The organism is Streptomyces sp. NPDC043680, assembly GCF_056436685.1.
Map to the genome: position 1 here is coordinate 57,357 of NZ_JBWKCE010000006.1, position 22,954 is coordinate 80,310.

General features: G+C 72.1%; 23 protein-coding genes and 1 pseudogene. 14 read left to right on the forward strand and 10 right to left on the reverse strand.

What is annotated here, in order from left to right; translation table 11 throughout:
• Positions 1–30 precede the first annotated feature (30 nt).
• Positions 31–423: a VOC family protein gene (locus AC0666_RS15200; protein ID WP_478707723.1), complete on the reverse strand. Its 393-nt coding sequence runs from the start codon at positions 421–423 to the stop codon at positions 31–33.
• A gap of 211 nt (positions 424–634) precedes the next feature.
• On the opposite strand from AC0666_RS15200, the gene AC0666_RS15205 reads away from it, so the two are divergent.
• The 3 genes from AC0666_RS15205 to AC0666_RS15215 all read left to right on the forward strand — a co-directional run bounded on the left by AC0666_RS15205 (position 635) and on the right by AC0666_RS15215 (position 2,124).
• A complete protein-coding gene (locus tag AC0666_RS15205; RefSeq protein WP_361721442.1) occupies positions 635–1,033 on the forward strand; it encodes a helix-turn-helix domain-containing protein in 399 nt (132 codons plus the stop codon).
• A gap of 18 nt (positions 1,034–1,051) precedes the next feature.
• A complete protein-coding gene (locus tag AC0666_RS15210) occupies positions 1,052–1,612 on the forward strand; it encodes a hypothetical protein (RefSeq protein WP_361721439.1) in 561 nt (186 codons plus the stop codon).
• Between the two features lie 170 nt (positions 1,613–1,782).
• The gene (locus tag AC0666_RS15215) at positions 1,783–2,124 is read left to right on the forward strand and encodes a DUF2516 family protein (protein ID WP_468970379.1); all 342 of its coding nucleotides are present in this window, start codon (positions 1,783–1,785) and stop codon (positions 2,122–2,124) included.
• An 85-nt stretch (positions 2,125–2,209) separates the two neighbouring features.
• On the opposite strand, the gene AC0666_RS15220 is transcribed toward AC0666_RS15215, so the two are convergent.
• The 3 genes from AC0666_RS15220 to AC0666_RS15230 all read right to left on the reverse strand — a co-directional run bounded on the left by AC0666_RS15220 (position 2,210) and on the right by AC0666_RS15230 (position 5,904).
• The gene (locus tag AC0666_RS15220) at positions 2,210–3,532 is read right to left on the reverse strand and encodes a PP2C family protein-serine/threonine phosphatase (protein WP_361721435.1); all 1,323 of its coding nucleotides are present in this window, start codon (positions 3,530–3,532) and stop codon (positions 2,210–2,212) included.
• 274 nt (positions 3,533–3,806) lie between these two features.
• The gene (locus AC0666_RS15225; protein WP_468970375.1) at positions 3,807–4,877 is read right to left on the reverse strand and encodes a C40 family peptidase; all 1,071 of its coding nucleotides are present in this window, start codon (positions 4,875–4,877) and stop codon (positions 3,807–3,809) included.
• 190 nt (positions 4,878–5,067) lie between these two features.
• The gene (locus AC0666_RS15230; RefSeq protein WP_468970372.1) at positions 5,068–5,904 is read right to left on the reverse strand and encodes a class I SAM-dependent methyltransferase; all 837 of its coding nucleotides are present in this window, start codon (positions 5,902–5,904) and stop codon (positions 5,068–5,070) included.
• A 189-nt stretch (positions 5,905–6,093) separates the two neighbouring features.
• On the opposite strand from AC0666_RS15230, the gene mshA reads away from it, so the two are divergent.
• Positions 6,094–7,476, forward strand: coding sequence for a D-inositol-3-phosphate glycosyltransferase (gene mshA / locus AC0666_RS15235; protein WP_468581629.1), 1,383 nt, complete (start codon positions 6,094–6,096; stop codon positions 7,474–7,476).
• Complete coding sequence (locus tag AC0666_RS15240; protein WP_468970369.1) at positions 7,469–8,011, forward strand: type III secretion system chaperone family protein; 543 nt, start codon at positions 7,469–7,471, stop codon at positions 8,009–8,011. Before mshA ends, AC0666_RS15240 begins: the two co-directional genes overlap by 8 nt.
• Here the strand turns inward: AC0666_RS15240 and AC0666_RS15245 are convergent.
• On the reverse strand, positions 8,008–9,360 hold the full coding sequence (locus AC0666_RS15245; RefSeq protein ID WP_478707724.1) for an MDR family MFS transporter: 1,353 nt from the start codon (positions 9,358–9,360) through the stop codon (positions 8,008–8,010). The two genes, AC0666_RS15240 and AC0666_RS15245, sit on opposite strands and share 4 nt — an antisense overlap.
• A gap of 166 nt (positions 9,361–9,526) precedes the next feature.
• Here AC0666_RS15245 and AC0666_RS15250 point away from each other — a divergent pair, with 166 nt between their 5' ends.
• Positions 9,527–10,288 (forward strand): phosphoglyceromutase, encoded by a 762-nt coding sequence (locus tag AC0666_RS15250; RefSeq protein WP_361721420.1) that lies wholly within the window; start codon positions 9,527–9,529, stop codon positions 10,286–10,288.
• A 78-nt stretch (positions 10,289–10,366) separates the two neighbouring features.
• Here the strand turns inward: AC0666_RS15250 and AC0666_RS15255 are convergent.
• From AC0666_RS15255 to phoU, 4 genes and pseudogenes are all read right to left on the reverse strand, one after another.
• A pseudogene (locus AC0666_RS15255) lies at positions 10,367–10,543 on the reverse strand (site-specific integrase); the annotation flags it as partial.
• A gap of 1 nt (position 10,544) precedes the next feature.
• Entirely contained in the window at positions 10,545–11,282 is a 738-nt protein-coding gene (locus AC0666_RS15260; protein ID WP_478707725.1) for a VOC family protein, read from the reverse strand.
• Positions 11,283–11,410: 128 nt separating this feature from the next.
• The gene (locus AC0666_RS15265; protein WP_468581634.1) at positions 11,411–11,611 is read right to left on the reverse strand and encodes a hypothetical protein; all 201 of its coding nucleotides are present in this window, start codon (positions 11,609–11,611) and stop codon (positions 11,411–11,413) included.
• A gap of 462 nt (positions 11,612–12,073) precedes the next feature.
• A complete protein-coding gene (gene phoU, locus AC0666_RS15270; RefSeq protein WP_361721411.1) occupies positions 12,074–12,751 on the reverse strand; it encodes a phosphate signaling complex protein PhoU in 678 nt (225 codons plus the stop codon).
• A 213-nt stretch (positions 12,752–12,964) separates the two neighbouring features.
• Here phoU and phoR point away from each other — a divergent pair, with 213 nt between their 5' ends.
• On the forward strand, positions 12,965–14,254 hold the full coding sequence (gene phoR, locus AC0666_RS15275; protein WP_468970358.1) for a two-component system sensor histidine kinase PhoR: 1,290 nt from the start codon (positions 12,965–12,967) through the stop codon (positions 14,252–14,254).
• 53 nt (positions 14,255–14,307) lie between these two features.
• Positions 14,308–14,979: a two-component system response regulator PhoP gene (gene phoP / locus AC0666_RS15280; protein WP_466527820.1), complete on the forward strand. Its 672-nt coding sequence runs from the start codon at positions 14,308–14,310 to the stop codon at positions 14,977–14,979.
• Positions 14,980–15,055: 76 nt separating this feature from the next.
• Here the strand turns inward: phoP and AC0666_RS15285 are convergent, their stop codons facing one another.
• Complete coding sequence (locus tag AC0666_RS15285) at positions 15,056–15,751, reverse strand: DUF461 domain-containing protein (RefSeq protein WP_468970356.1); 696 nt, start codon at positions 15,749–15,751, stop codon at positions 15,056–15,058.
• A gap of 605 nt (positions 15,752–16,356) precedes the next feature.
• Here AC0666_RS15285 and AC0666_RS15290 point away from each other — a divergent pair.
• From AC0666_RS15290 to AC0666_RS15315, 6 genes are all read left to right on the forward strand, one after another.
• Complete coding sequence (locus AC0666_RS15290) at positions 16,357–16,839, forward strand: CarD family transcriptional regulator (protein WP_003953493.1); 483 nt, start codon at positions 16,357–16,359, stop codon at positions 16,837–16,839.
• Positions 16,840–17,079: 240 nt separating this feature from the next.
• Positions 17,080–17,835: a 2-C-methyl-D-erythritol 4-phosphate cytidylyltransferase gene (gene ispD / locus AC0666_RS15295; RefSeq protein WP_478707726.1), complete on the forward strand. Its 756-nt coding sequence runs from the start codon at positions 17,080–17,082 to the stop codon at positions 17,833–17,835.
• Positions 17,825–18,418, forward strand: coding sequence for a 2-C-methyl-D-erythritol 2,4-cyclodiphosphate synthase (gene ispF, locus AC0666_RS15300; protein ID WP_468970350.1), 594 nt, complete (start codon positions 17,825–17,827; stop codon positions 18,416–18,418). Before ispD ends, ispF begins: the two co-directional genes overlap by 11 nt.
• A 116-nt stretch (positions 18,419–18,534) precedes the next feature.
• Positions 18,535–19,935 (forward strand): cysteine--tRNA ligase, encoded by a 1,401-nt coding sequence (gene cysS / locus AC0666_RS15305; protein WP_468970347.1) that lies wholly within the window; start codon positions 18,535–18,537, stop codon positions 19,933–19,935.
• 101 nt (positions 19,936–20,036) lie between these two features.
• Complete coding sequence (gene rlmB, locus AC0666_RS15310; protein WP_468581642.1) at positions 20,037–20,993, forward strand: 23S rRNA (guanosine(2251)-2'-O)-methyltransferase RlmB; 957 nt, start codon at positions 20,037–20,039, stop codon at positions 20,991–20,993.
• Positions 20,994–21,153: 160 nt separating this feature from the next.
• Positions 21,154–22,758 carry a DoxX family membrane protein gene (locus AC0666_RS15315; protein WP_468970343.1) on the forward strand — a complete coding sequence of 535 codons (1,605 nt, stop codon included), beginning with the start codon at positions 21,154–21,156 and terminating at the stop codon, positions 22,756–22,758.
• Positions 22,759–22,954: the final 196 nt, after the last annotated feature.

Consider the following 22,954-nt stretch of genomic DNA (forward strand, 5'->3'; position numbering starts at 1 on the left):
TCCCTCTGTCGGGCGGGGGTCTTCGCGGGGTCAGCGGTCCTGGAGCAGCCCGAGGACGTTGCCGTCGGGGTCGGTGACGGTGGCCACCAGGCGGCCGCCGCCGACGTCGTGCGCGGGCTCCTTCACCTTGGCACCCGCGGCGGTCACCTCGGCCAGCTTCGCGTCGAGGTCCGCCACCTGCCAGTAGGCCACGGGTGAGGTCATGCCCTGCGGCCCACCGGCCGGAACCAGCCCGATGCTCTGGCCGGCGGTCTCGAAGCCGACGTAGTAGGACTCGTCGGTCTGCGGCGGTACGCCGACCAGGGCGGTGTACACGGCCTTGGCCGCCGCCAAGTCGGAGACGGGGTGCAGCACGGTCTTGACGCCCTGCGTGGAAGAAGGGGAAGACGGGGTAGAGGGGGAAGGGGCAGAAGAGCCGGTCATGGTCGCTCCCGGTGGGAAGGGGTTGTGGCATTCACGCTAGGTGCGGCCGGGTCTTCTGTGCTTCTCGATTCCTGACCGGTCTCCTCCTGAGCGGTCCCTCCTGAGCGGTCTCCGGCGTCCGGTCCCCGGGCCGGTCCGACGCGACACGCCGGTTGGGTGCTCTTGCAAGCATGCGCTTGCAATAGTTAGCAGACTCCGGCAGGATCGGGGCATGGCATCGCTCAACGTCGGAAATCTCGGCGAGTTCCTCCGCGACCAGCGGCGGCAGGCCCAGCTCTCGCTGCGGCAGCTGGCCGATGCGGCCGGAGTGTCGAATCCGTACCTGAGCCAGATCGAGCGCGGGCTGCGCAAGCCGAGCGCGGACATCCTCCAGCAGCTGGCCAAGGCGCTGCGGATCTCCGCGGAGACGCTGTACGTGCAGGCCGGGATCCTCGATGAGCGGGATCGGGACGAGGTGGAGACGCGCAGCGTCATACTCGCCGACCCGTCCATCAACGAGCGGCAGAAGCAGGTGCTGCTCCAGATCTACGAGTCGTTCCGCAAGGAGAACGCGCAGGAGGCCGACCCGGCCGGCGCGGACGGCCCCCAGCACCAACGAACCGAACTGTGATCCGGGAGGACCAGCCCCATGGCCATCGCCGATGACCTGAAGAAGACCCTCACCGACCCGACCCCGCTCTACTTCGCCGCGGGCACCGCCGATCTCGCGGTGCAGCAGGCCAAGAAGGTGCCCGGGCTCATCGAGCAGCTGCGCGCCGAGGCGCCCGCGCGCATCGAGGCCGTGATGAACACCGACCCGAAGATCGTCCAGGAGAAGGCCAAGGAGGCGCAGGAGGCGGTCACCGCCAAGTTCGCCGAGGTGCTCGGCGCTATCGACCCGAAGAAGCTCGGGGAGACCGCGCAGGACCTGGCGCTGCGCGGGGTCGGCGTGGCCGCCGAGTACGCGGTGCTCGCCAAGGAGACCTACGACAAGGTCGCCGAGCACGGTGAGCAGGCCGTGCGGGCCTGGCGGGGCGGGGTCTCCGAGGAGATCGTCGACATCGCCGTCGCCGTGGAGCCGGACCCGCAGCCCGAGACCGCCGCGGCGGCCCCCGCGGCGGAGTCCGAGGGCGTACCGGCCGCGCGCAAGACCCCGGCGCGCAAGAGCGGCCCGCGGAAGTCCGCCGGCACGCCGGGCGAGGAGAGCTGATCCGGAAGGACGCGTAGGACGCGCTGACGCGCAGGACGCGTACGCATGCGGGACGGCGGGCCGGGCACCGGTGGGGTGTCCGGCCCGTTGGACGGGGTGGGGGGCGCCTCTGCGGGTAGCGTGGAGTCAGGCGGCAGAAGACGGGCCAGCGGGAGAAGGCGGTCGAGGCGATGTTGATGAACGGGTTCGATAACGGGGTCCTCCCGTTGCTCGGGTTCGCCATGCTGGCGCTCGCCGTGGTGGCCTTCGTCCTCGCGCTGGTGGCGCGGGATGACGCGTACCGGGCCGCCGACAAGCAGAGCAAGACGTTCTGGCTGGTCATCCTCGGCGTCACGGTCCTCGTGGACTTCTTCCTGGCGAGCATGCTGTTCCTGCAGATCGCCGGTCTCGTGGCCACCATCGTGTTCCTCGTGGACGTCCGCCCCGCCCTCAAGCAGGTCTCGGGTGGCGGCCGCCGCCGGGGCGGCAGCAGCAGTGACGGCCCCTACGGGCCGTACAACGGCGGCCGGTAGCCGACGCCGCAACGGCGGCCGGTGGCGTGCCCTGTGGCGCGGGCCGTGACGGCGCCGCGCGTGACGACGCCCGCCGGGCCCGGCCTCAGCTCTCGTTGCGCGAGAGCAGGACCACCGCCACGTCGTCGGTGAGCTCGCCCCCGTTGAGCCGGCGGGCCTCGGTGACGGATGCCTCCAGCAGGCCCTCGCCGCTCAGCCCGCGGTCCAGGTGGCGGTTGATCATCTCGACCATCCCGTCCTGGCCGAGCCGTTCCCTGCCCTCGCCGATGCGGCCCTCGATCAGCCCGTCGGTGTAGAGCATCAGGCTCCAGGTCCCGCCCAGCTCGACCTGGCGGCGCGGCCAGCGGGCCTTGGGCAGCAGCCCCAGCGCCGGGCCGCTGTTCTCGTACGGGAGGAGCCGCGCGGGCCGCCCCGGCCGGGACACCAGCGGGGCGGGATGCCCGGCCAGGCACAGGCCCGCCCGCCGGCCGTCGGGGCTGATGTCCACCGTGCAGAGCGTCGCGAAGATCTCCTCGCAGGGGCGCTCCACCTCCAGGACCTCCTGGAGGGTGGCCAGCAGGTCGTCACCGCACAGCCCCGCGAGGGTCAGCGCCCGCCAGGCGATGCGCAGCTCGACGCCGAGGGCGGCCTCGTCCGGGCCGTGCCCGCAGACGTCGCCGATCATGGCGTGGACCGTGCCGTCGGGGGTGCGCACGGTGTCGTAGAAGTCTCCGCCGAGGAGGGCGCGGCTGCGGCCGGGCCGGTAGCGGGCGGCGAAGCGGAGGTCGGAGCCTTCGAGGAGGGGCGTCGGGAGCAGCCCGCGCTCCAGACGGGCGTTCTCCTGGGCCCGCAGTTTCGATTCTGCAAGCTTGTACTGGGCGATGTCGGCCCGTTTTCTCTCCACCGCGTAGCGGATGGCCCGGCTCAGCAGCCTGCCGTCGAGCTCGTCGCGGAAGAGGAAGTCCTGCGCGCCGACCCGTACGGCCTCGGCGCCGCGCTCGGCGTCGGCCTCGGCGGTCATGACGAGGACCGCGTGCCGGGGCGCCATGCGCAGCACCTGGTGGAGGGTGGCGAGCTGGTCGGCGGCGGGGTCGCGGGTGGCGGTGGCGCCGCCGGACGCCGCCGTACGGCTGCCGCCCTGCGCGTCGGCGAGGGCGAGGTCCAGCAGGATGCAGTGGACGTCGGGGGTGAGCAGGCGGGCGGCCTCGGTGAGGTTGCGGGCCGTGCGGAGCCGGATGCGGTGGCGGTCGGCGTCGAGGATCTCCGGGACGGTGAGACCGCCCGCGGGGTCGTCCTCGATCACCAGCAGGGTCAGGGATGCCTGTGGGGATGCCTGTGGTGCGGCGGTGGGGGCTGCGGGCTGACCGCTCTCCGTGGCGGGGGCCTCCGGGAGGGGGATGTCCCTCTGCCGCGGTACGGGTACGGGCATCGTCTCCGGTTCCTTCCCTCCCCCCGAGGGTGCGCTCGTGCGCCGACCCTAGCGGTCCGTCCTGGGCGAGCGGAATGGCGTTCTGGGCCAAGGCCGCTGTCATATGCCGTTATCGCGGGGGAAAGTCCGTCTCACCGCATGACCAACGTCACGGTGAGCCGGGTCGCAGTCCCGCCTGACGAGACGTCGCCGCCGGGTGACCGGTTCCTTCCGGGTCCCCGCCGCCGCGGGCGCGGAGGCGCGGGCGGCTGCGCGTCCCACCGACGGGCGGCCGCTACGCGTCCGGGCGGACGACCGCCTTGATCGGCATCGAGCCGGCTCCTGCGAGGGTGACGTTGCGGCCGGGGCGCGGGGCGTGGATGATCGCGCCGTCGCCCACGTACAGGGCGACGTGGCTCGCGTCGTCGAAGTAGATGATCAGATCGCCGGGTCGCATGTCCTTGAGGGCCACCTTCGGCAGCAGCCGCAACTGCTCCTGCGAGGTGCGCGGAATCGCCTTCCCCGCCGACAGCCACGCCTGGGAGGTCAGACCGGAGCAGTCGAAGGCCCCCGGGCCCTCGGCGCCCCATACGTACGGCTTGCCGACCTGCGCGGCGGCGAACTGCACCGCCTTGCGGCCCGATTCGGACGCCGAGGCGTTGAGCTCCTTCAGCACGCCCGTCGAGAGCCATGCCGCCTGCGCCTTGTACTGCGCGTCGTGCTCCAGCTGGAGCAGCCGGGCCTTCTCCTCGGCCTGCAGCTTGCTCTCCAGCTCCTCGGCCGCCTTGATCTTGTCCTCGATCTCCTTCTTCGAGGCCGCCTGCTTGACCCGGTTTGCTTCGAGCTTCTGCCACTGCTCGCTCGCGTCCTTCGCGTACTGCTGCAATGCGCCCTGGGTGCGGTTCATTTCGGCGAGCAGGTCCGTGGTCGCCTTCGCGCCCTGCCGCAACCGGTCCGTCCCGTCGAGGAACTGACTGGGGCTCCCGCTCAGCGCCAGCTGGGCGCCGGCCGGCATCCCGCCCGAGCGGTACTGGGCGCGCGCGGCGGCGCCCGCGCGGTTCTTCAGGGCCGTGATCCGGTCCTGGCCCGCGACGACCTGCTTGGCGATCTCGACGATCTTGGCGGACTGGGCCTTGGCCTCGCTCTCCGCGAGGTTGTAGGCGTCCGTCGCCGTGCCCGCCTGCCGGTAGAGCTCGTCGATCTCCTTGTGCACCTGCTCAAGGGACTTGGCGCCCGGCTCGGGCAGCGGCACCGCATGCGCGGCTCCCGGCGCACCCAGCACCCCCGACACCGCGAGCAGCGCCGACGCGCACAGCAGCGTGAGAGCGGTCCTGCCCCTCCATCGCCTGCGCTCCACGGTCGCCATGGTCCCCCCAGGTGGCCCGAGTCAGATCCGACATCAGATCTGACTATCCATCAGTAACATTCACTGCCTTCGGGATGGTGCCACGAGTCCGTGAAATCCAACACCCTTGCCCAGCCGGACCAGTCCTCCACACACGACCCCGACGACTCAACGGGCCGCCCCGACAACCGGTTCCCCCGCTGCGCCACATTCACCCCGCCGGACGCAACGCCTCCCAGCGCACCGTCAGTTCCCCCTGCCGCCACCGCCCCGGCCCGTCCGCCAGCGGCCAGTCGCCCGACAGCGCCCGGGCCGTACGGATCCAGCGCTGCCGCGCCCCGTACGAGGCGTACGGAGCCGCCGCCGCCCACGCCCGGTCGAAGTCGCGCAGGAACGCGTACACCGGTTCGCCCGGAACGTTCCGGTGGATCAGAGCCTTCGGCAGCCGCTCCGCCAGATCCGAGGGGCGCTCCAGCGAGCCCAGCCTGGTCGCGAACGTCACCGTCCGCGGCCCCTCCGGCCCCAGCGCCACCCACACGTGCCGCCGCCCGATCTCGTCGCAGGTCCCCTCCACGAGCAGCCCCTCCGGAGCCAGCCGCCCGCACAGCCGCTCCCAGACCGCCGCCACCTGCTCCTCGTCGTACTGGCGCAGTACGTTCGCCGCGCGGATCAGCGCCGGGCGCGCACCGCCGTCCAGCGGCACCTCGAAGCCGCCGTGCCGGAAGCTCAGCCCCTCGCACTCGTACGGCTTCGCGCCCGCGACCCGGGCCGGCTCGATCTCGATGCCGACCACCCGCACCCGCGGCGCCGCCTCCCGCAGCCGGGCCAGCAGCTCCACCGCCGTCCACGGCGCCGCCCCGTAGCCCAGGTCCACCGCCACCGGCGCCTGCGCGCGGCGCAGCACCGCCCCGTGCGCGGCCGCGATCCAGCGGTCCATCCGGCGCAGGCGGTTCGGATTCGTCGTCCCGCGCGTCACCGTGCCCACGGGGCGGCCGGTCCGGCCGGCGGCGACGGCACGACCCGGGGGCGGAACGGAACGGGAGGACATGGGGCGAGGGTAAGCGGAGCGCCCCCGCCGGAGAAAAACCGGGCGGCCCACGAGGAAAAAAGCGGATGCCCCGGAATGCGGGGCACTGCCGTTCGGGTTGCACTCCTTGGCGGGTGCCGAGCGCGCTCCCGCCGCCATGCCCGTCCGCCCCGCCATCCGAATGTCGTCCGAGCGAGAGGAACTGCTCCCTTGAGCCAGTACGTGTCCCGCATCGGCGGCAGCCTCGGCGGCCGGATCGCGTCCGCTCGCAGCGCCCGCCACGACCCGCCCCGCCTGCGCCTTCCCGCCGTCGGACACCACCGCAAGCCGCGCCGCGTGGCCATGCTCAGCGTGCACACCTCACCGCTGCACCAGCCGGGCACCGGAGACGCCGGCGGTATGAACGTCTACATCGTGGAGCTCGCCAAGCGGCTCGCCGCCATCAACATCGAGGTCGAGATCTTCACCCGGGCCAGCGAGGGCGGGCTGCCGCCGGTGGTCGAGCTGGCCCCCGGCGTCCTCGTCCGGCACGTGGACGCGGGCCCCTACGAAGGCCTCGCCAAGGAGGACCTCCCCGCCCAGCTGTGCGCCTTCACCCACGGCGTGATGCAGGCCTGGGCCGGCCACCGCCCCGGCTACTACGACCTCGTCCACTCCCACTACTGGCTCTCCGGGCACGTGGGCTGGCTCGCCGCCGAGCGCTGGGGCGTCCCCCTCGTCCACGCCATGCACACCATGGCCAAGGTCAAGAACGCGGCGCTCGCCGAGGGCGACACGCCCGAACCGGCCGCCCGCGTCATCGGCGAGACCCAGATCGTGGCCGCCGCCGACCGCCTGATCGCCAACACCACCGAGGAGGCCGAGGAGCTCGTCCGCCACTACGACGCCGACCCCGGCAAGGTCGCCGTCGTCCACCCCGGCGTGAACCTGGACCGCTTCGCCGTCGCCGACGGCCGGGCCGCCGCCCGCGCCCGCCTCGGCCTGCCCCAGGACGCCGTCATCCCGCTCTTCGCCGGACGGATCCAGCCCCTCAAGGCCCCCGACCTGCTGCTGCGCGCCGTCGCCGAGCTGGTCGACCGCGACCCCTCGCTGCGCCACCGCCTGTTCGTCCCCGTCGTCGGCGGCCCGAGCGGAAGCGGCCTCGCCAAGCCGGAGGGCCTGCAGAAACTCGCCGCGAAGCTCGGCATCACCGACCTCGTGCACTTCCACCCGCCCGTCGCCCAGGACCGGCTCGCCGACTGGTTCCGGGCGGCGTCGGTACTGGTGATGCCCTCGTACAGCGAGTCGTTCGGGCTCGTCGCGATCGAGGCCCAGGCCACCGGCACGCCGGTGCTGGCCGCCGAGGTCGGCGGACTGCCGGTCGCCGTCAACGACGGCGTCACCGGCATCCTCGTCCCGGGACACGACCCGGTGGACTACGCCCGTGAGCTGCGGCGTTTCGTGGACGACCCGGCGCTCACCGAGCGCATGGGCGGCGAGGCGGCGCGGCACGCGCAGTTCTTCGGGTGGGAGACGGCCGCGAGCGGCACGGCCGACGTGTACACCGCGGCCATGCATGATCACCGCCGTCGCGTACGCTCCCACCATGGCTGACACCGCGGAGATCATCGAGGCCACGCTGAGCGGCGCCGAGCTGAGCTGGGAGTGCCCCGAGCCGGGCGCGTACGTCGTCCAGCTCCCCGGCAACCGCAAGCTGTCCACCACCTGCTCGCTGCGGATCGGCCGGCACTCGCTGTCGGTCAACGCCTTCGTGATCCGCCACCCCGACGAGAACGAGGCCGGGGTCCACCGCTGGCTGCTGGAGCGCAACCTCAAGCTGTACGGGCTGAGCTACGCGGTGGACCGCCTCGGCGACATCTACCTGACGGGCCGGCTGCCGCTGTCGGTGGTCACCCCGGAGGAGCTGGACCGGCTGCTCGGCACGGTCCTGGAGGCGGCGGACGGGGCGTTCAACACCCTGCTGGAGCTGGGCTTCGCGGGCGCGATCAAGCGCGAGTACGCGTGGCGCGTCTCCCGGGGCGAGTCCACCCGCAACCTGGACGCCTTCCGGCACCTGACCAAGCCGTCGGGCGAGGCCGGGGCCGAGCCCGAGGCAAAGCCCGAGCCCGAGACCCAGCCGCAGCCCTAGGCCTGGACCCGGGCCGGGGCCTCCGCGCCGGCGGCAGCGGGCGCCGCGGCCGCCGCCGCGGGAGCCGTTTCCCCCTCGGGGCGGGCGCCACCCTCGGGTACGGCGCCCCCCGCAGGGAAGTCCTCCGCCGCCGGGAGCCCGCGCATCAGGAGCCAGTAGCCCACCGCCGCCGCCGTGCCCAGGACCCCCGTGGACCCCCACAGCCAGCCCGCCCCGAACCGGTCGATCACGAAGCCGGCCAACAGCGGCGCCACCAGCGAGGCCACCGCCCACGACAGGGTGTACATGCCCTGGTAGCGGCCCCGCCCGTGCACCGGGGACAACCGCGCGACCAGGCTCATCTGGGTCGGCGAGTTCACGATCTCCGCCAGCGTCCACACGCACACCGTCAGGACGTACGCCCACAGCGGCCCCGCGAAGGCCGTCAGCGCGAACCCGTACCCCGCCAGCAGCGCCGAGACGACCAGCAGGCGGCGCGGATCGCGGTGCTCGATGAAGTGGCTCACCGGGATCTGCAGCAGCACGATCAGCACGCCGTTCACGGCGATGACCAGCCCGTAGTCCGCCGGGGAGAACCCCGCGGCGCCCATGGTGACCGGCAGGCCGTAGAACCCCTGCGAGAAGACCATCGAGATCAGGAACGACAGCCCGACCACCCCCATGAACCGCCCGTCGCGCAGCACCGTCCCCATCCGGGTCCGGTCCTCGGGGCCGTCCGCGCCGCCGGCCTCGGCCGTCTCCGCAGCGCCCCGCTGCGGACGGGACTCGGGCAGCTTCACGTACACCAGCACCGCACACACCAGCGTCAGCGCCGCCTCGCCCAGGAACCCGGCCAGGTAGCTGTACTCGGCGATCAGTCCCGCGACCGCCGAGCTCACGGCGAAGCCGAGGTTGATCGCCCAGTAGTTGAGCGAGAACGCCCGTACCCGGTCCTGCGGCGGCACGATGTCCGCCATCATCGCCTGCACCGCCGGGCGCGAGGCGTTCGAGGTCAGCCCCACCAGCAGCGCCACCGCGGCGATCGCCGCCGGATCCTCCATGAAGCCGAGCAGCGCCACCGAGAACGCCGTCGAGGCCTGGGCCGCCAGCAGCGTGGGACGCCGCCCCAGCCGGTCGGTCATCACCCCCGCGGCGAGCGAGGAGACCACCCCGCCCAGCCCGTGCAGCGCCGCCACCAGTCCCGCGAAGGAGGCCGAGTAGCCCCGCTCCAGCGTCAGGTACAAGGTCATGAACGTGGCGACGAAGGCCCCGAGCCGGTTGACCAGCGTGCTCGCCCACAGCCACCAGAACGCCCGCGGCAGACCCGACACGCTCTCCCGGGCAGCCCGTCTCAGACTGGCAACGGACATACGGAATCCCCCCGGGCGATGTAAGTGGCTCTCCTGCTCCTCGCACCGTACGGCCGGGCGCCCCGGACGGCCACTGAATTGACGCGCCGCGTCAATCGGAAGGAGGCCCGGCCACCCCCCGGACGCCGCGCGCGAGCGCTCCGGCCCGTCCATTAGGCTCGTACGCATGGCCGACGCACCGTACAAGCTGATCCTCCTCCGCCACGGCGAGAGCGAGTGGAACGCGAAGAACCTGTTCACCGGCTGGGTGGACGTCAATCTCAACGAGAAGGGCGAGAAGGAGGCGGTCCGCGGCGGTGAGCTGCTCAAGGACGCCGGCCTGCTCCCCGACGTCGTGCACACCTCGCTCCAGAAGCGCGCGATCCGCACCGCGCAGCTGGCGCTGGAGGCCGCCGACCGCCACTGGATCCCGGTCCACCGCTCCTGGCGCCTGAACGAGCGCCACTACGGCGCCCTCCAGGGCAAGGACAAGGCCCAGACCCTCGCCGAGTTCGGCGAGGAGCAGTTCATGCTGTGGCGCCGCTCGTACGACACCCCGCCGCCGGCCCTTGAGGACGGCACCGAGTTCTCCCAGTCGGACGACGCCCGCTACGCGACGATCCCGCCGGAGCTGCGCCCGCGCACCGAGTGCCTCAAGGACGTCGTCGTCCGCATGCTGCCGTACTGGTACGACGGCATCGTCCCGGACCTGCTCGCCGGTCGCACGGTCCTGGTCGCCGCGCACGGCAACTCCCTGCGTGCCCTGGTCAAGCACCTGGACGGCATCTCCGACGCCGACATCGCGGGTCTGAACATCCCGACCGGCATCCCGCTCTCCTACGAGCTGGACGCCGAGTTCAAGCCCCTCACCCCGGGCGGCACCTACCTCGACCCGGAGGCTGCCGCGGCCGCCATCGAGGCCGTCAAGAACCAGGGCAAGAAGAAGTAAGTTTTGTGATCATGCCTCCCACCTGCGCATACAGCGCGGGTGGGAGGCGTTCTCATGCCCTGGGTCCACCCTGGGCCCTCAGCCCGACGGCGGGTCCTGCGGCCGGAGCGCCTTGCCGAGGGCCTTCCGGGCCCGATCCCGGCTGCTGGGCATCAGGTGCGCTTGCACCTTCAGCGTCAGTCCGGGGTCGGAGTGCCCGAGGTGCTCGCCGACCGCCGTGATGCTCTCCCCGGCGTCCAGCAGCACGGACGCGTGGTCAGCGAGGCGTGAGGAGGCAGAACTCGTTGCCTTCCGGGTCGGCCAGAACCGTCCAGGAGATTGCGGACTGATCGATATCGGGGTCGGTGGCGCCCAGGGCGCGCAGTCGGGCTGCCTCTGCGGCCGGGTCGTCACCGGGGTAGGGACAGACGTCGAGATGGACGCGGTTCCACCCGCTCTTGGTGTCGGGGTTGCGGAGGAACTCCAGGTAGGGGCCGACGCCTTTGGCGGAGCGCATGGTCGCGTGGTCGTCGGTGACCTCGTGCAGCGTCCAGTCCATCGCCTCGCCCCAGAACCGGGCCATCCCCCGTGGGTCGGTGCAGTCGACCACCACCGCGGCGATCGGCCCGGTGCCCTGGTAGATCGGACGGGGCTCCAGGACGCAGAACTCGTTGCCTTCCGGGTCGGCCATGACCGTCCAGGGGACGTCGCCCTGCCCCACGTCGGCGAGCGTCGCGCCGAGATCCTTCAAGCGCGCGACCAACTCCGCTTGGTGGGCGGTCGAGGTGGTGGCCAGATCGACGTGCACGCGGTTCTTGACCGTTTTGGGTTCCGGGCGGGCGACGATGTCGATGCAGACGGCCACGGGGTCGGGGTAGGCGAAGCCCACGGGTTCGAGGTTGGTCACGCCGGGTCCCTCGCTGTCGACACCCCAACCGAGTGCCTCCGCCCAGAACCGGCCGAGCGCGGAGTCGTCCCGGGCCTTCATGTTGATCTGCACGAGTCGTGTTGCCATGCACAAGATCCTAAAAGCCGCCGCCGGCCGGGCCGCCGCGATCAGACATGTGCTCGACCGCGATCACCGAGGTGAACAAAGCCCCCACCTGGGGCGTTGCCGCCGGTGGGAGCTTTGGCGATGGTCGGTCAATAGACGGTGTACCCGTTGTACTTGCCGCCCTGGCAGTACTTGTGATCTCCGTAGTACACGACTTTCCCCCCGGCGTACGTGCAGTCGTAGCCGGAGATGTCGGGCGCGGCGGCCTGAGCGGTGGCAGCGCCCGTGAGGCCGGCTCCTGCAAGGGCTGCCGCGGCGATGGCAGCGGCCAGTAGTCGTCGAACGCGCATCTGCTTCCCCTTTCGCGGATTGACTGGTGGGCCACTAGCCACGCTCCTCCGCACCCATGGGGGTGGCGCCTCACGTTGCTCCATTCGAGTGAAAGTCGCGCGGCGCCGACCGCGAAAGCCCCTGCCGGCGGACTCGCCCGCCGCCCGCCGCCCGACGGAGGGGAACGGAAAGGGCCCCGTCCGGCACTTCGGACGGGGCCCTCGGCACGCCGGCGGCGGTCAGCCGCCGCACTGGCATGGGGCACCGGACTGGCACCCGCAACCGCAGCCCGAGCCGCAGCCGCAGGCCGCGAGCAGCGGGAGGCGGAGCGGTTCGGGCCGGGTCGGCGGCGGCTGCTCGTGCTCCGGGGTGATGGGGACGGGGGAATCGGGCATGGTTCCTCCTCGCAGGCGGCGGAGTGCCTTCGCCCCATTCATGCCCAGCCACACCGGCGCGTCAACGGCGCACTGGGGCAGAACGGCTCAGACGCCCTCGACCTGCGTGGGCGGCTGGAGCTCGTCCGCGTGCTCGCCAGTCACCAGGTAGACCACGCGCTTGGCCACCGACACCGCATGGTCCGCGAACCGCTCGTAGTAGCGGCCCAGCAGGGTCACGTCGACCGCCGTCTCGATGCCGTGCTTCCAACGGTCGTCCATCAGGTGCTGGAACAGCGTGCGGTGCAGCTGGTCCATCTCGTCGTCGTCCGTCTCCAGCTGGAGCGCCAGGTCCACGTCCTTCGTGATGATGACCTCGGCCGCCTTCGCCATCAGGCGCTGCGCCAGCTGCCCCATCTCCAGGATCGTCGCGTGCAGGTCCCGGGGGACCGCCGTGTCCGGGAAGCGCAGCCGGGCCAGCTTGGCCACGTGCTGGGCGAGGTCGCCCGAGCGCTCCAGGTCGGCGCTCATCCGCAGCGAGGTCACCACGATGCGCAGGTCGGTGGCGACCGGCTGCTGGCGGGCCAGCAGCGCGATGGCGCGGGCCTCCAGGTCGTGCTGGAGGTCGTCGACCTTCTGGTCGGCGGCGATGACGCTCTCCGCCAGCTTCAGGTCGGCGTCGAGCATGGACGTCGTGGCCCGCCCGATCGCGGAACCGACGAGCCGGGCCATCTCGACCAGGCTCTCTCCGATCGAGTCCAGTTCCTCGTGGTACGCGTCACGCATGGGTGTCCCTCTCTTGGCCGACTGCGTCTGGTGCCCGGGGGGCGGGCCGGGGTGGCCTCCTGCCCCACGGTGACACGTTCGGACGCGAACGCGTCCGACTCCGGCACCCCAAGTGAATCAACCCCGTCCCCAGGGTGAACTCTGGGCGACGACTGTTCGAGGTGCCACCCGAACGGCTGTGGAAGTGCCGTCGTGCCTGCTTAACCTGGATGCATGGACGTGAACGCGGCGGTCGCCGCAGCTGCAGCGATCGCCGGTCTGTGCACCGGCGTCATCGCGATGCTGGCGTTCCGCTGGAGCGAGCGCGACCAGGCCCGCCCCACCAGGAGCTCCATGCGCCCCGACATCAATGCGGTCCTGCCGCCCGGCGTGGACACCGTCCTGTCCGTGCTCCGCTCCTCCGCCGTCGTACTCGACGAGGGTGACGCGGTGGTCAAGGCCAGCTCGGCGGCGTACGCCCTCGGACTGGTCCGCGGCGGGAAGCTGGCCGTGGAGCCCATGCTCCACATGGCCCGCGACACCCGCCGCGACGGGGAGATACGCCAGGTCGAACTCGACCTGCCCCGGCGCGGCACCGGCCGCGGCGAGGCCCTCGCGGTCTCGGCCCGCGTCGCCCCGCTCGGCTCACGGCTCGTGCTGCTCCTCGTCGAGGACCTCACCGAGGCCCGCCGCATCGAGGCCGTACGGCGCGACTTCGTCGCGAACGTGTCGCACGAGCTGAAGACGCCGGTCGGCGCGATCTCCCTGCTCTCCGAAGCGGTCATGGACGCCGCGGACGACCCCGAGGCGGTCAGCCGCTTCGCGGGCCGCATGCAGATCGAGGCCACCCGCCTGATCAACCTCGTGCAGGAGCTCATCGACCTCTCCCGGGTGCAGAACGACGACCCGCTGGAGGACGCCGAGCCCGTACGCGTGGACACGCTCGTGGCGGAGGCCATCGACCGCTGTCGCCACACCGCCTCGTCGAAGCAGATCACCATGGCCGCGGGCGGCACCGCCGACCTGAAGGTCTGGGGCCACCGCGGACAGCTCGCGGCAGCCCTCGGGAACCTGGTCGAGAACGCCGTCAACTACAGTCCCGCCCGCACCCGCGTCGGCATAGCCGGCCGCAGGGTGTCGGCGCCGGGCGGTGATCTGATCGAGATCGCCGTGACCGACCAGGGCATCGGCATCCCGGAGAAGGACCGCGAGCGCATCTTCGAACGCTTCTACCGTGTGGACCCGGCCCGCTCCCGCGCCACCGGAGGAACCGGCCTCGGCCTCGCGATCGTCAAGCACGTGGCGGCCTCGCACGGCGGCGAGGTGTCGGTCTGGAGCTCGGAGGGGCAGGGCTCCACCTTCACCCTGCGGCTCCCGGAAGCAGGCGCGCGCGCCCAGGCCCAGGCCCACGACTCCGGGACCCCTGACGCGGAAGCCCGTACGGACACGAACCCCGACGCGGCCGAGCCCGCCGGGCCCGCCGCCGCCCCGGCTCCCACGACCCCCCACTCGACCCCTGCCTGACCTGCCTCACCAGAACCAGCCATCCCTGCCCCGGAGGTCCTTCCGTGACCCGAGTGCTCGTCGTCGAGGATGAGGAATCCTTCAGCGACGCCCTGTCCTACATGCTCCGCAAGGAGGGCTTCGAGGTCGCCATCGCCGCGACCGGGCCCGACGGGCTCGACGAGTTCGAGCGCAACGGCGCCGACCTCGTCCTCCTCGACCTGATGCTCCCCGGCCTGCCCGGCACGGAGGTCTGCCGGCAGCTGCGCGGCCGCTCCAACGTCCCCGTCATCATGGTGACCGCCAAGGACAGCGAGATCGACAAGGTCGTCGGCCTGGAGATAGGAGCCGACGACTACGTCACGAAGCCCTTCTCCTCGCGGGAGCTGGTCGCCCGCATCCGCGCGGTCCTGCGCCGCCGCGGAGAGCCGGAAGAGGTCACCCCGGCCGCGCTGGAGGCCGGTCCCGTACGGATGGACGTCGACCGCCACGTGGTCACGGTCGCCGGAGCCAAGGTGGACCTCCCGCTGAAGGAGTTCGACCTGCTGGAGATGCTGCTGCGCAACGCGGGCCGCGTGCTGACCCGCATGCAGCTGATCGACCGGGTCTGGGGCGCGGACTACGTCGGCGACACGAAGACCCTGGACGTCCACGTGAAGCGCCTGCGCGCCAAGATCGAGCCGGACCCGGGCGCGCCGCGCTACCTGGTCACGGTCCGCGGCCTGGGCTACAAGTTCGAGCCGTAAGCCCCGTCTATACGGGTAGGGCCCCCACCGCAGCAGCGGTGGGGGCCCTACCCGTGGTACGCGGACGGCGCGGCGGTCAGTGACCGGCGGCGTGCGACGCCGAGCCGGACGGCGTGGCGGCCGGGCTGCCGGAGGCCGCACCCGAGGGGGTGGCGGCCGGGACGCCGGCGGCCGGGGAGCCGGACGCGGCACCGGACGGCGTGGCCGTCGGGCTGCCCGAGGGGCCGGCGCCGGCGGCACCGGTGGCGGGCGCCTCGGTCGGACCGAAGCCCGCGTACATGCCGGTGGCCGGGACGACGAGCGCGTCCAGCGCCACGTCACCCGCCCGGCTGAGCTGGAAGACGACCTTCTGCGCGTTGCCGTCCTTGACGGACTCGCCGCCCTCGATCACGGCGGAGGCGTTGCCCTTGCCGCCCAGGACCAGGGAACCGCCGGGCGGCACGACGACCTTGCCGGCGGCGGCGCCCTCGGCGGCCTTCAGGACGACCTTGCCCTTGCTGCCCGGGAGGGTGATCGCGTCGATGGTCTCCGGCGCGGTGCCCATGTTGAAGACCGTCGCGGAGACGGCGGCGGGGCCGCCCTTCTTGTCCTTGCCGCCCTGGGTGATCACCAGCGCGTTCTGGACCTTGATGTCGCCCTTGGTGACGGCGGCGTTGTCCGGCTTGATCTGGAGCGTCTCCGCGTGCTCGCCGGCAGCGCAGGCGGCCAGCGAGGCGATCGAGAACACGATGGCGGTGGCGGCGAGGGCGCCGCGTCGAAGGCTGCGGCTCACGGCGGCGGCAACTCCTTGGACGTACGGAACGGAAGGGTGGGCGTCCCCCGGGGCGGCTGAGGTAAAGCCGCTCTAAGGGTGTGTCAGCGCGCTTAGGTTACCGAGCCGCCGCCCCGCCCCCGCACCCGACCCTCCGCAGCGCGGGGGCCGCCCTGCACCGGCCCCCGCGATCTTGCATTCCGGCCGCCGTTCATGTGCCGCCCACATATACCGCGGGGGTATCGCACCGGGGTAAGCCGCTCCGCCGCCTGGTGATCAATTCGGGGATTCCGTCGAACGGCGCTCCGTGATCAATTCAGGATTGGGCCGGAACCGCTCCGTACGGGTGGTCGCCAGTCGAACGGAGTAGTTCGGTTTCCCGGCATCGAAACCGGCAAAACGGGACGTACGTCACACTGACGGGCCTGCCGGTCAGGTGTAACGTGGCCGTTTCGTCCGGTCCGCACAGCGCCTCCGACCTGCGAATACCCTCTTCCGGAAGCCCTTCGCAGCACGTTCGAGTCGCTGTTGTCAAGCCCCGAGATGTGCCCTGACCTGCGAAAACGCCATTCATAACAGTCAGTTCTCGTGTTACCCTGGATAGCCACGGAAGGGGTACCTGTCACATGACGTTCAAGGTTGGCGACACCGTGGTCTATCCCCATCACGGGGCCGCGCTGATCGAGGCCATCGAAACTCGCCAGATCAAAGGCGTGGACAAGACCTACTTGGTGCTCAAGGTCGCCCAGGGCGACCTGACGGTTCGTGTGCCTGCGGACAATGCGGAGTTCGTCGGCGTTCGCGACGTAGTCGGCCAGGACGGGCTGGACCGGGTCTTCGAGGTGCTTCGTGCGCCGTATGCCGAAGAGCCGACGAACTGGTCCCGGCGCTACAAGGCAAATCTGGAGAAGCTCGCTTCTGGCGATGTCATCAAGGTCGCCGAAGTGGTGCGTGACCTGTGGCGTCGCGAGCGTGAGCGCGGGCTGTCCGCGGGTGAGAAGCGCATGCTCGCGAAGGCGCGCCAGATCCTGGTGAGCGAGCTCGCGCTCGCTGAGAACACCAACGAGGACAAGGCAGAGGCCCTCCTCGACGAGGTTCTCGCGTCCTGACGCGAGGACACCTCGTCACACAGTTGTGCCGCGGTGCCCGATGACACGCCCTCTCTCCCGGGAGGGGGCTGTTGCCGGGCGCTGCGGCATGTCTGTACCCACACCGATTTCCTCACTGGCGTGCCGGGTCCGGGCAGCCGGCTCGACCGGTCGTCACGGAAGGGGCGAGGGCGTCGCACCCGGCACCCCTCAGGCCATACCCATGTCGGCCGAAGTCACAAACCTGGCTCGGAGCTACTGATGTCTGACGAAACGCGCCCCCACCGCACCGCCGCGGTGATCCCGGCCGCCGGCCGCGGGGTACGCCTCGGCCCCGGTGCGCCCAAGGCCCTGCGGGCCCTCGGCGGCACCCCCATGCTCATCCACGCCGTCCGCGCGATGGCCCGCTCCCGGGCCGTCTCCGCCGTGGTCGTCGTCGCCCCCTCCGACGGAGCCGCCGAGGTGCGCCGCCTGCTGGACGAGCACGCGCTGCCCGACCGCACCGAGATCCTGGTCGTGCCCGGCGGGGAGACCCGCCAGGAGTCCGTACGCGCCGGCCTCGCCGCGCTCCCGGCCGACATCACCTCCGTTCTCATCCACGACGCGGCCCGCCCGCTCGTCCCCGTCGACACCGTCGACTCCGTGATCGAGGCCGTCCGCGCGGGCTCGCCCGCCGTGGTGCCCGCCCTGCCGCTGGCCGACACCGTCAAGGAGGTCGAGCCCGGCAAGCCCGGCGAGCCCGAGCCCGTCGTCGCCACGCCCGAGCGGGCCCGGCTGCGCGCCGTCCAGACCCCGCAGGGCTTCGACCTCGCCACGCTCGTTCGCGCACACGAGGAGCTCGCGGTGGGCGCAGCCGACGGCGAGGGCGCCACCGACGACGCCGCAATGGTGGAACGGCTCGGCGTCACCGTGATGGCGGTCCCCGGCCACGAAGAGGCCTTCAAGGTCACCCGCCCGCTCGACCTGGTCCTCGCAGAGGCCGTACTCGCCCGCAGGAGGGCCACCGATGCCTACTGACTCCGCAGGTTCCGAGGAGTTCTCCGGCCACGGCGGCCCCGGCGGCCAGGGCGGCCGGAACGAGGCTCCGGCCGGGGCCGCGCGCGCCGCCGCCCCCGCCCCGCTGCTCCCGCAGGTCGGCATCGGCACCGACGTGCACGCCTTCGAGGCCGGCCGTGAGCTGTGGTGCGCCGGGCTGCTGTGGGAGGGCGAGGACGGCCTCGCCGGACACTCCGACGGCGACGTCGCCGCGCACGCCGCCTGCGACGCCCTGTTCTCCGCCGCCGGCGTCGGCGACCTCGGCGCCCACTTCGGCACCTCCCGCCCCGAGTGGTCCGGCGCCGCCGGTGTCACCCTCCTGGCGGAGGCCGCCCGTATCGTCCGCGCCGAGGGCTTCGAGATCGGCAACATCGCCATCCAGGTGATCGGCGTACGCCCGAAGATCGGCAAACGGCGCGAAGAAGCGCAGAAGGCGCTCGCCGCCGCCGCGGGCGCCCCCGTCGCGGTCTCCGGCACCACCACCGACGGCCTCGGCCTCACCGGCCGCGCCGAAGGGCTCGCCGCCATCGCCACCGCCCTCGTCTACCGGACGAACCGCACCTGAGTACGACGTACGGCCACAACCCCGGCGTCGTCGACGTCACCTCTTCGGCAGCAAAGCGCCCCCCGCGCCCCGAAAGGGTCGCGGGGCACTGCCGCAGGCGCACTACCCTGGATGCCGTGACTATTCGCCTGTACGACACCAGCGCCCGGCAGATCCGCGACTTCATCCCGCTCGTCCCGGGCTGCGTCTCGATCTACCTGTGTGGTGCCACCGTGCAGGCGGCCCCGCACATCGGGCACATCAGGTCGTACCTCAACTTCGACGTCATGCGCCGCTGGTTCACCTACCGCGGCTACGACGTGACCTTCATCCGCAACGTCACGGACATCGACGACAAGATCATCGCCAAGTCCGCGGAGCAGGGCCGCCCCTGGTGGTCCATCGGCTACGAGAACGAGCTCGCGTTCAACACCGGTTACGACGCGCTGGGCTGCCTGCGGCCCACCTACGAGCCGCGCGCCACGGGCCACGTGCCCGAGATGATCGAGATGATGCGCGTCCTGATCGAGCGCGGCCACGCCTACGTCGCCGACGGCAGCGTCTACTTCGACGTCCGCTCCTACCCGGACTACCTGGCCCTGTCCAACCAGGACATCGACGACCTGCGCCAGCCCGCCGAGGAAGGCATCACCGGCAAGCGCGACCCCCGCGACTTCGCCATGTGGAAGGCCTCCAAGCCCGGCGAGCCCGACTGGGAGACCCCCTGGGGCCGCGGCCGCCCCGGCTGGCACCTCGAATGCTCCGCCATGGCGCACAAGTACCTCGGCAGCGCCTTCGACATCCACGGCGGCGGCCTCGACCTGATCTTCCCGCACCACGAGAACGAGATCGTCCAGGCCAAGGCCTTCGGCGACGCGTTCGCGCAGTACTGGTGCCACAACGCCTGGGTGACCATGTCCGGCGAGAAGATGTCGAAGTCGCTCGGCAACTCCGTGCTCGTCTCCGAAATGGTCAAGCGCTGGCGCCCGATCGTCCTGCGCTACTACCTCGGCACCCCGCACTACCGCTCGATGATCGAATACAGCGAGGAGGCCCTGCGCGAGGCCGAATCCGCCTTCGCGCGCATCGAGGGCTTCTACCAGCGCGTCATCGAGAAGGCCGGCAAGACCGTCGACCCCGCGGCCGAGGTCCCGCCCGCCTTCGCCGAGGCCATGGACGACGACCTGGGCGTCCCGCAGGCGCTCGCCATCGTCCACACCACCGTCCGCCAGGGCAACAGCGCACTGGCCGCCGACGACAAGGACGCGGCCATCGCGCGCCTGTCGGAGGTACGGGCCATGCTGGCCGTCCTCGGCCTGGACCCGCTCGACCCGCACTGGGCGGAGGAGAGCGACCGCGGAGAGGACCTCCACGGGGCCGTCGACACGCTCGTACGCCTCGTCCTGGAGCAGCGGGAGTCCGCCCGCTCCCGCAAGGACTGGGCCACCGCCGACGCCATCCGCGACCAGCTCCAGCAGTCCGGCCTCGTCATCGAGGACAGCCCGGCCGGCCCCCGCTGGACGCTCGGCCCGCGCTGAGCCGGCAAGGCCCGGACCAGCTCTGTTGTGCCGCCCGGGCCTCCGGGCGGCACACTCTTCATACGTACGTATCGCAGCACCAACGAAAACAGGTAGAGGTCATGGCCGGGAACAGCCAGCGCAGGAACCGCCGCACGTCCAACAAGAAGGGCGCCACGGTCGGCAGCGGCGGGCAGCGGCGCAAGGGCCTGGAGGGCAGGGGCCCCACGCCCAAGGCCGAGGACCGCAAGGGCCACAAGGCCTTCCGCATCTCCAACGCCATGGCCAAGCAGGCGGCCAAGCGCCGCCCCGCGCCCCGCCGCGGCGGCCCCAAGGGCACCAGCGAGATGGTCGTCGGCCGCAACCCCGTCTTCGAGGCACTGCGCGACGGCGTCCCCGCCACCACCCTCTACGTGCAGCAGTTCATCGACAACGACGAGCGCGTCCGCGAGGCCCTCCAGCTCGCCGGCGAGCGCGGCAACATCAACCTGATGGAAGCCCCGCGCCCCGAACTCGACCGGATGACCAACGGGCTCAACCACCAGGGCCTCGTCCTCCAGGTCCCGCCGTACGAGTACGCGCACCCCGAGGACCTCACCGCCGCCGCCTACGACAACGGCGAGGACCCCCTCATCGTCGCCCTCGACGGCGTCACCGACCCCCGCAACCTCGGCGCGATCGTCCGCTCCGTCTCCGCCTTCGGCGGCCACGGCGTGGTCATCCCCGAGCGCCGCGCCGCCGGTATGACCGCCGGTGCCTGGAAGACCTCCGCCGGCACCGCGGCCCGCACCCCGGTCTCCCGCGTCACCAACCTGACCCGCGCCCTCCAGGAGTACAAGAAGGCCGGCCTGGCCATCGTCGGCCTCGCCGCCGAGGGCGAGCACACCGTTGCCGACCTCGACGCGCTCGCCGGCCCGGTCGTCATCGTCGTCGGCTCCGAGGGCAAGGGCCTCGGCCGCCTCGTCGGCGAGAACTGCGACTACCTCGTCCGCATCCCCATGCCGGGCGGCGCCGAATCCCTCAACGCCGGTGTCGCCGCGGGCGTCGTGCTCTACGAAGCGGCCCGCCGCCGCGGCTGAAGCGCCCCGGCCGGGCCCTGAGGCTCTGCCAATCGGCTCACGCAGCGTGACCCGTGAGCGTGTCACCCCGCCCGTTTCGGGCGGGGTGGCTTGATCTTGACGGGCCTCGGACACATCCCTGCTGTCAAGGCAGTGTCCTAAACACTGATCACTCGGTTAGATGAGTGTGGACACCAGAACGTCAGGGTTCGACGACCAGCCCGCGCTGAGCATGGTCAAGGTGCCGTGCGACCCCGCACAGGTCATCGTCAACCACGCCAGCTTCCGCGTGCGGCTCGCACCGAGCCCGAGCGCGCGTTCCAAGCCCGCGAACGCCCCCGGCTCACCCGGGCGCGCGCCCGTCCTCGGCGGTGCCGTGGCCGCCGCGGGCGCCACCCGCCGCCGCGCCCCCGTCGTCTGGAGCGGCAAGTCCGCCCCGGGCGGCGACTCCGCCGCCATGGGAGGACTCCTCCAGGCCGTGCGCGAACACGGGCGCGGCCACGACGAGTACGACGGCGGAGCCACCCAGGTCATCCCACGGGTGGACCTCGCGCACGACCTCGCCGGAGACACCCTCGCCACGCCGACCGTCATCGGCCAGCGCACCTACGGCGACCCCGACGAGACGCGCAGGCTGACCGCCGTACGGGACCTGCCGTACACGCCGCCGTACACGCCGCCGTACACGCCGCCGTACGCGGGCGGCGGCGGGGCCGGCTTCGACACCCCCTACGACGACCCGCCCGGCACCGGCCCCGGCGGCGACTCCCGCCGCGCGGCCTCCGAGGCCCGCGCGCAAGCCTCGTACTACCCCGGCCGCCGGATGAACCTCGGCGTCGTGCTGCTCCCGCTGCGCGTCTTCCTCGGCTTCATCTCCATCTACGCCGGCATGGGCAAGCTGTGCGACCCCGTCTACTTCGACGGCGGCGAACGCGGCTCCATGGTCACCTGGCTGCGCACCCTGCACCCCTGGGCCCTCGCCGAACCGCTGCGCGACTTCGCCCTCGCGCACCCCGTCGGCGCCGGCCTGAGCGTGGCCTTCCTCCAGGTCATCGTCGGCGTGCTGACCGTCCTCGGCCTGTGGCAGCGCTTCGCCGCCTGCTTCGGCGCACTCCTGTCCGCCGCCCTGCTGATGACGGTGAGCTGGAAGACCGTCCCCGCCTACGACGCCCCCGACATCATCTACCTCGCCGCCTGGAGCCCGCTGATCATCGCGGGCGCCCCCGTCTACTCACTCGACGGCCGCCTCGCCGGAGAGGCCTGGCGCACCCTCGGACCCCGCTCCGAGGTCTGGCAGCTGCGCAGGCGCGTCCTGCGCCGCGGCTCCGTCATGGCCGCCGTGGTGTGCGGGCTCACCATGCTCATCGGCTCCGTGCTCGGCGGCGCCGTCCGCTCCACCACCGTCGTCACCGTGCCCGGCCCGGGCCGCGCCCCCAGCAACTACCTGCCCGGCTCCCCGCTCCCGCAACTTCCGAGCAAGCAGCAACAGCCGCAGCCCACCACCCCGCAGCCCTCCAAGCCCGCGGAACCCACCGCCGGCGCCGGCAGCCCCACCGCCAAGGCCGGCCGCAGCACCGCCGGTACCAGCTCCCGCGCAACCGCGGGAACCGGCTCCCAGTCACCCACCGCGACCCGCGGCACCACCACCGGCTCCACCGTCGGCAGCAGCAGCCCCAAGCAGTCCACCCCGAAGCCGCCGTCCTCCTCCTCGGGCAGCACCTCCGGCAGCGGAGGCGGCAGCAGCAAGCCGCGCCAGCCCGGCCTGGTCGGCGGCCTCCTCGGCTGAGGGGCCCCACCCCCGAAAGGGCCCGGCGTGCACCCGGCACGCCGGGCCCTCTTCTTTTGCGGGCTCGGTTCGCCTCCGGGGCGCTGATGCCGGCTCCAGGAGGCCGTACGTCCTCGAAACCGCTCGTTCTCCCCCCTTCCGGGCTCGGTTCGCCTCCGGGGCGCTGATGCCGGCTCCAGGAGGCCGTACGTCCTCG

Bases quoted from the DNA above. Each gene is read 5' to 3' on its own strand.
- ispD (WP_478707726.1), top strand. From the start codon at position 17,080: ATGTCTGACGAAACGCGCCCCCACCGCACCGCCGCGGTGATCCCGGCC.
- ispF (WP_468970350.1), top strand. From the start codon at position 17,825: ATGCCTACTGACTCCGCAGGTTCCGAGGAGTTCTCCGGCCACGGCGGC.
- AC0666_RS15210 (WP_361721439.1), top strand. From the start codon at position 1,052: ATGGCCATCGCCGATGACCTGAAGAAGACCCTCACCGACCCGACCCCG.
- AC0666_RS15220 (WP_361721435.1), bottom strand. From the start codon at position 3,532: ATGCCCGTACCCGTACCGCGGCAGAGGGACATCCCCCTCCCGGAGGCC.
- AC0666_RS15230 (WP_468970372.1), bottom strand. From the start codon at position 5,904: ATGTCCTCCCGTTCCGTTCCGCCCCCGGGTCGTGCCGTCGCCGCCGGC.
- rlmB (WP_468581642.1), top strand. From the start codon at position 20,037: ATGGCCGGGAACAGCCAGCGCAGGAACCGCCGCACGTCCAACAAGAAG.
- AC0666_RS15215 (WP_468970379.1), top strand. From the start codon at position 1,783: ATGTTGATGAACGGGTTCGATAACGGGGTCCTCCCGTTGCTCGGGTTC.
- AC0666_RS15205 (WP_361721442.1), top strand. From the start codon at position 635: ATGGCATCGCTCAACGTCGGAAATCTCGGCGAGTTCCTCCGCGACCAG.
- AC0666_RS15250 (WP_361721420.1), top strand. From the start codon at position 9,527: ATGGCCGACGCACCGTACAAGCTGATCCTCCTCCGCCACGGCGAGAGC.
- AC0666_RS15200 (WP_478707723.1), bottom strand. From the start codon at position 423: ATGACCGGCTCTTCTGCCCCTTCCCCCTCTACCCCGTCTTCCCCTTCT.
- AC0666_RS15265 (WP_468581634.1), bottom strand. From the start codon at position 11,611: ATGCGCGTTCGACGACTACTGGCCGCTGCCATCGCCGCGGCAGCCCTT.
- AC0666_RS15225 (WP_468970375.1), bottom strand. From the start codon at position 4,877: ATGGCGACCGTGGAGCGCAGGCGATGGAGGGGCAGGACCGCTCTCACG.
- AC0666_RS15260 (WP_478707725.1), bottom strand. From the start codon at position 11,282: ATGGCAACACGACTCGTGCAGATCAACATGAAGGCCCGGGACGACTCC.
- AC0666_RS15240 (WP_468970369.1), top strand. From the start codon at position 7,469: ATGGCTGACACCGCGGAGATCATCGAGGCCACGCTGAGCGGCGCCGAG.
- AC0666_RS15245 (WP_478707724.1), bottom strand. From the start codon at position 9,360: ATGTCCGTTGCCAGTCTGAGACGGGCTGCCCGGGAGAGCGTGTCGGGT.
- AC0666_RS15315 (WP_468970343.1), top strand. From the start codon at position 21,154: ATGAGTGTGGACACCAGAACGTCAGGGTTCGACGACCAGCCCGCGCTG.
- phoR (WP_468970358.1), top strand. From the start codon at position 12,965: ATGGACGTGAACGCGGCGGTCGCCGCAGCTGCAGCGATCGCCGGTCTG.
- phoU (WP_361721411.1), bottom strand. From the start codon at position 12,751: ATGCGTGACGCGTACCACGAGGAACTGGACTCGATCGGAGAGAGCCTG.
- AC0666_RS15290 (WP_003953493.1), top strand. From the start codon at position 16,357: ATGACGTTCAAGGTTGGCGACACCGTGGTCTATCCCCATCACGGGGCC.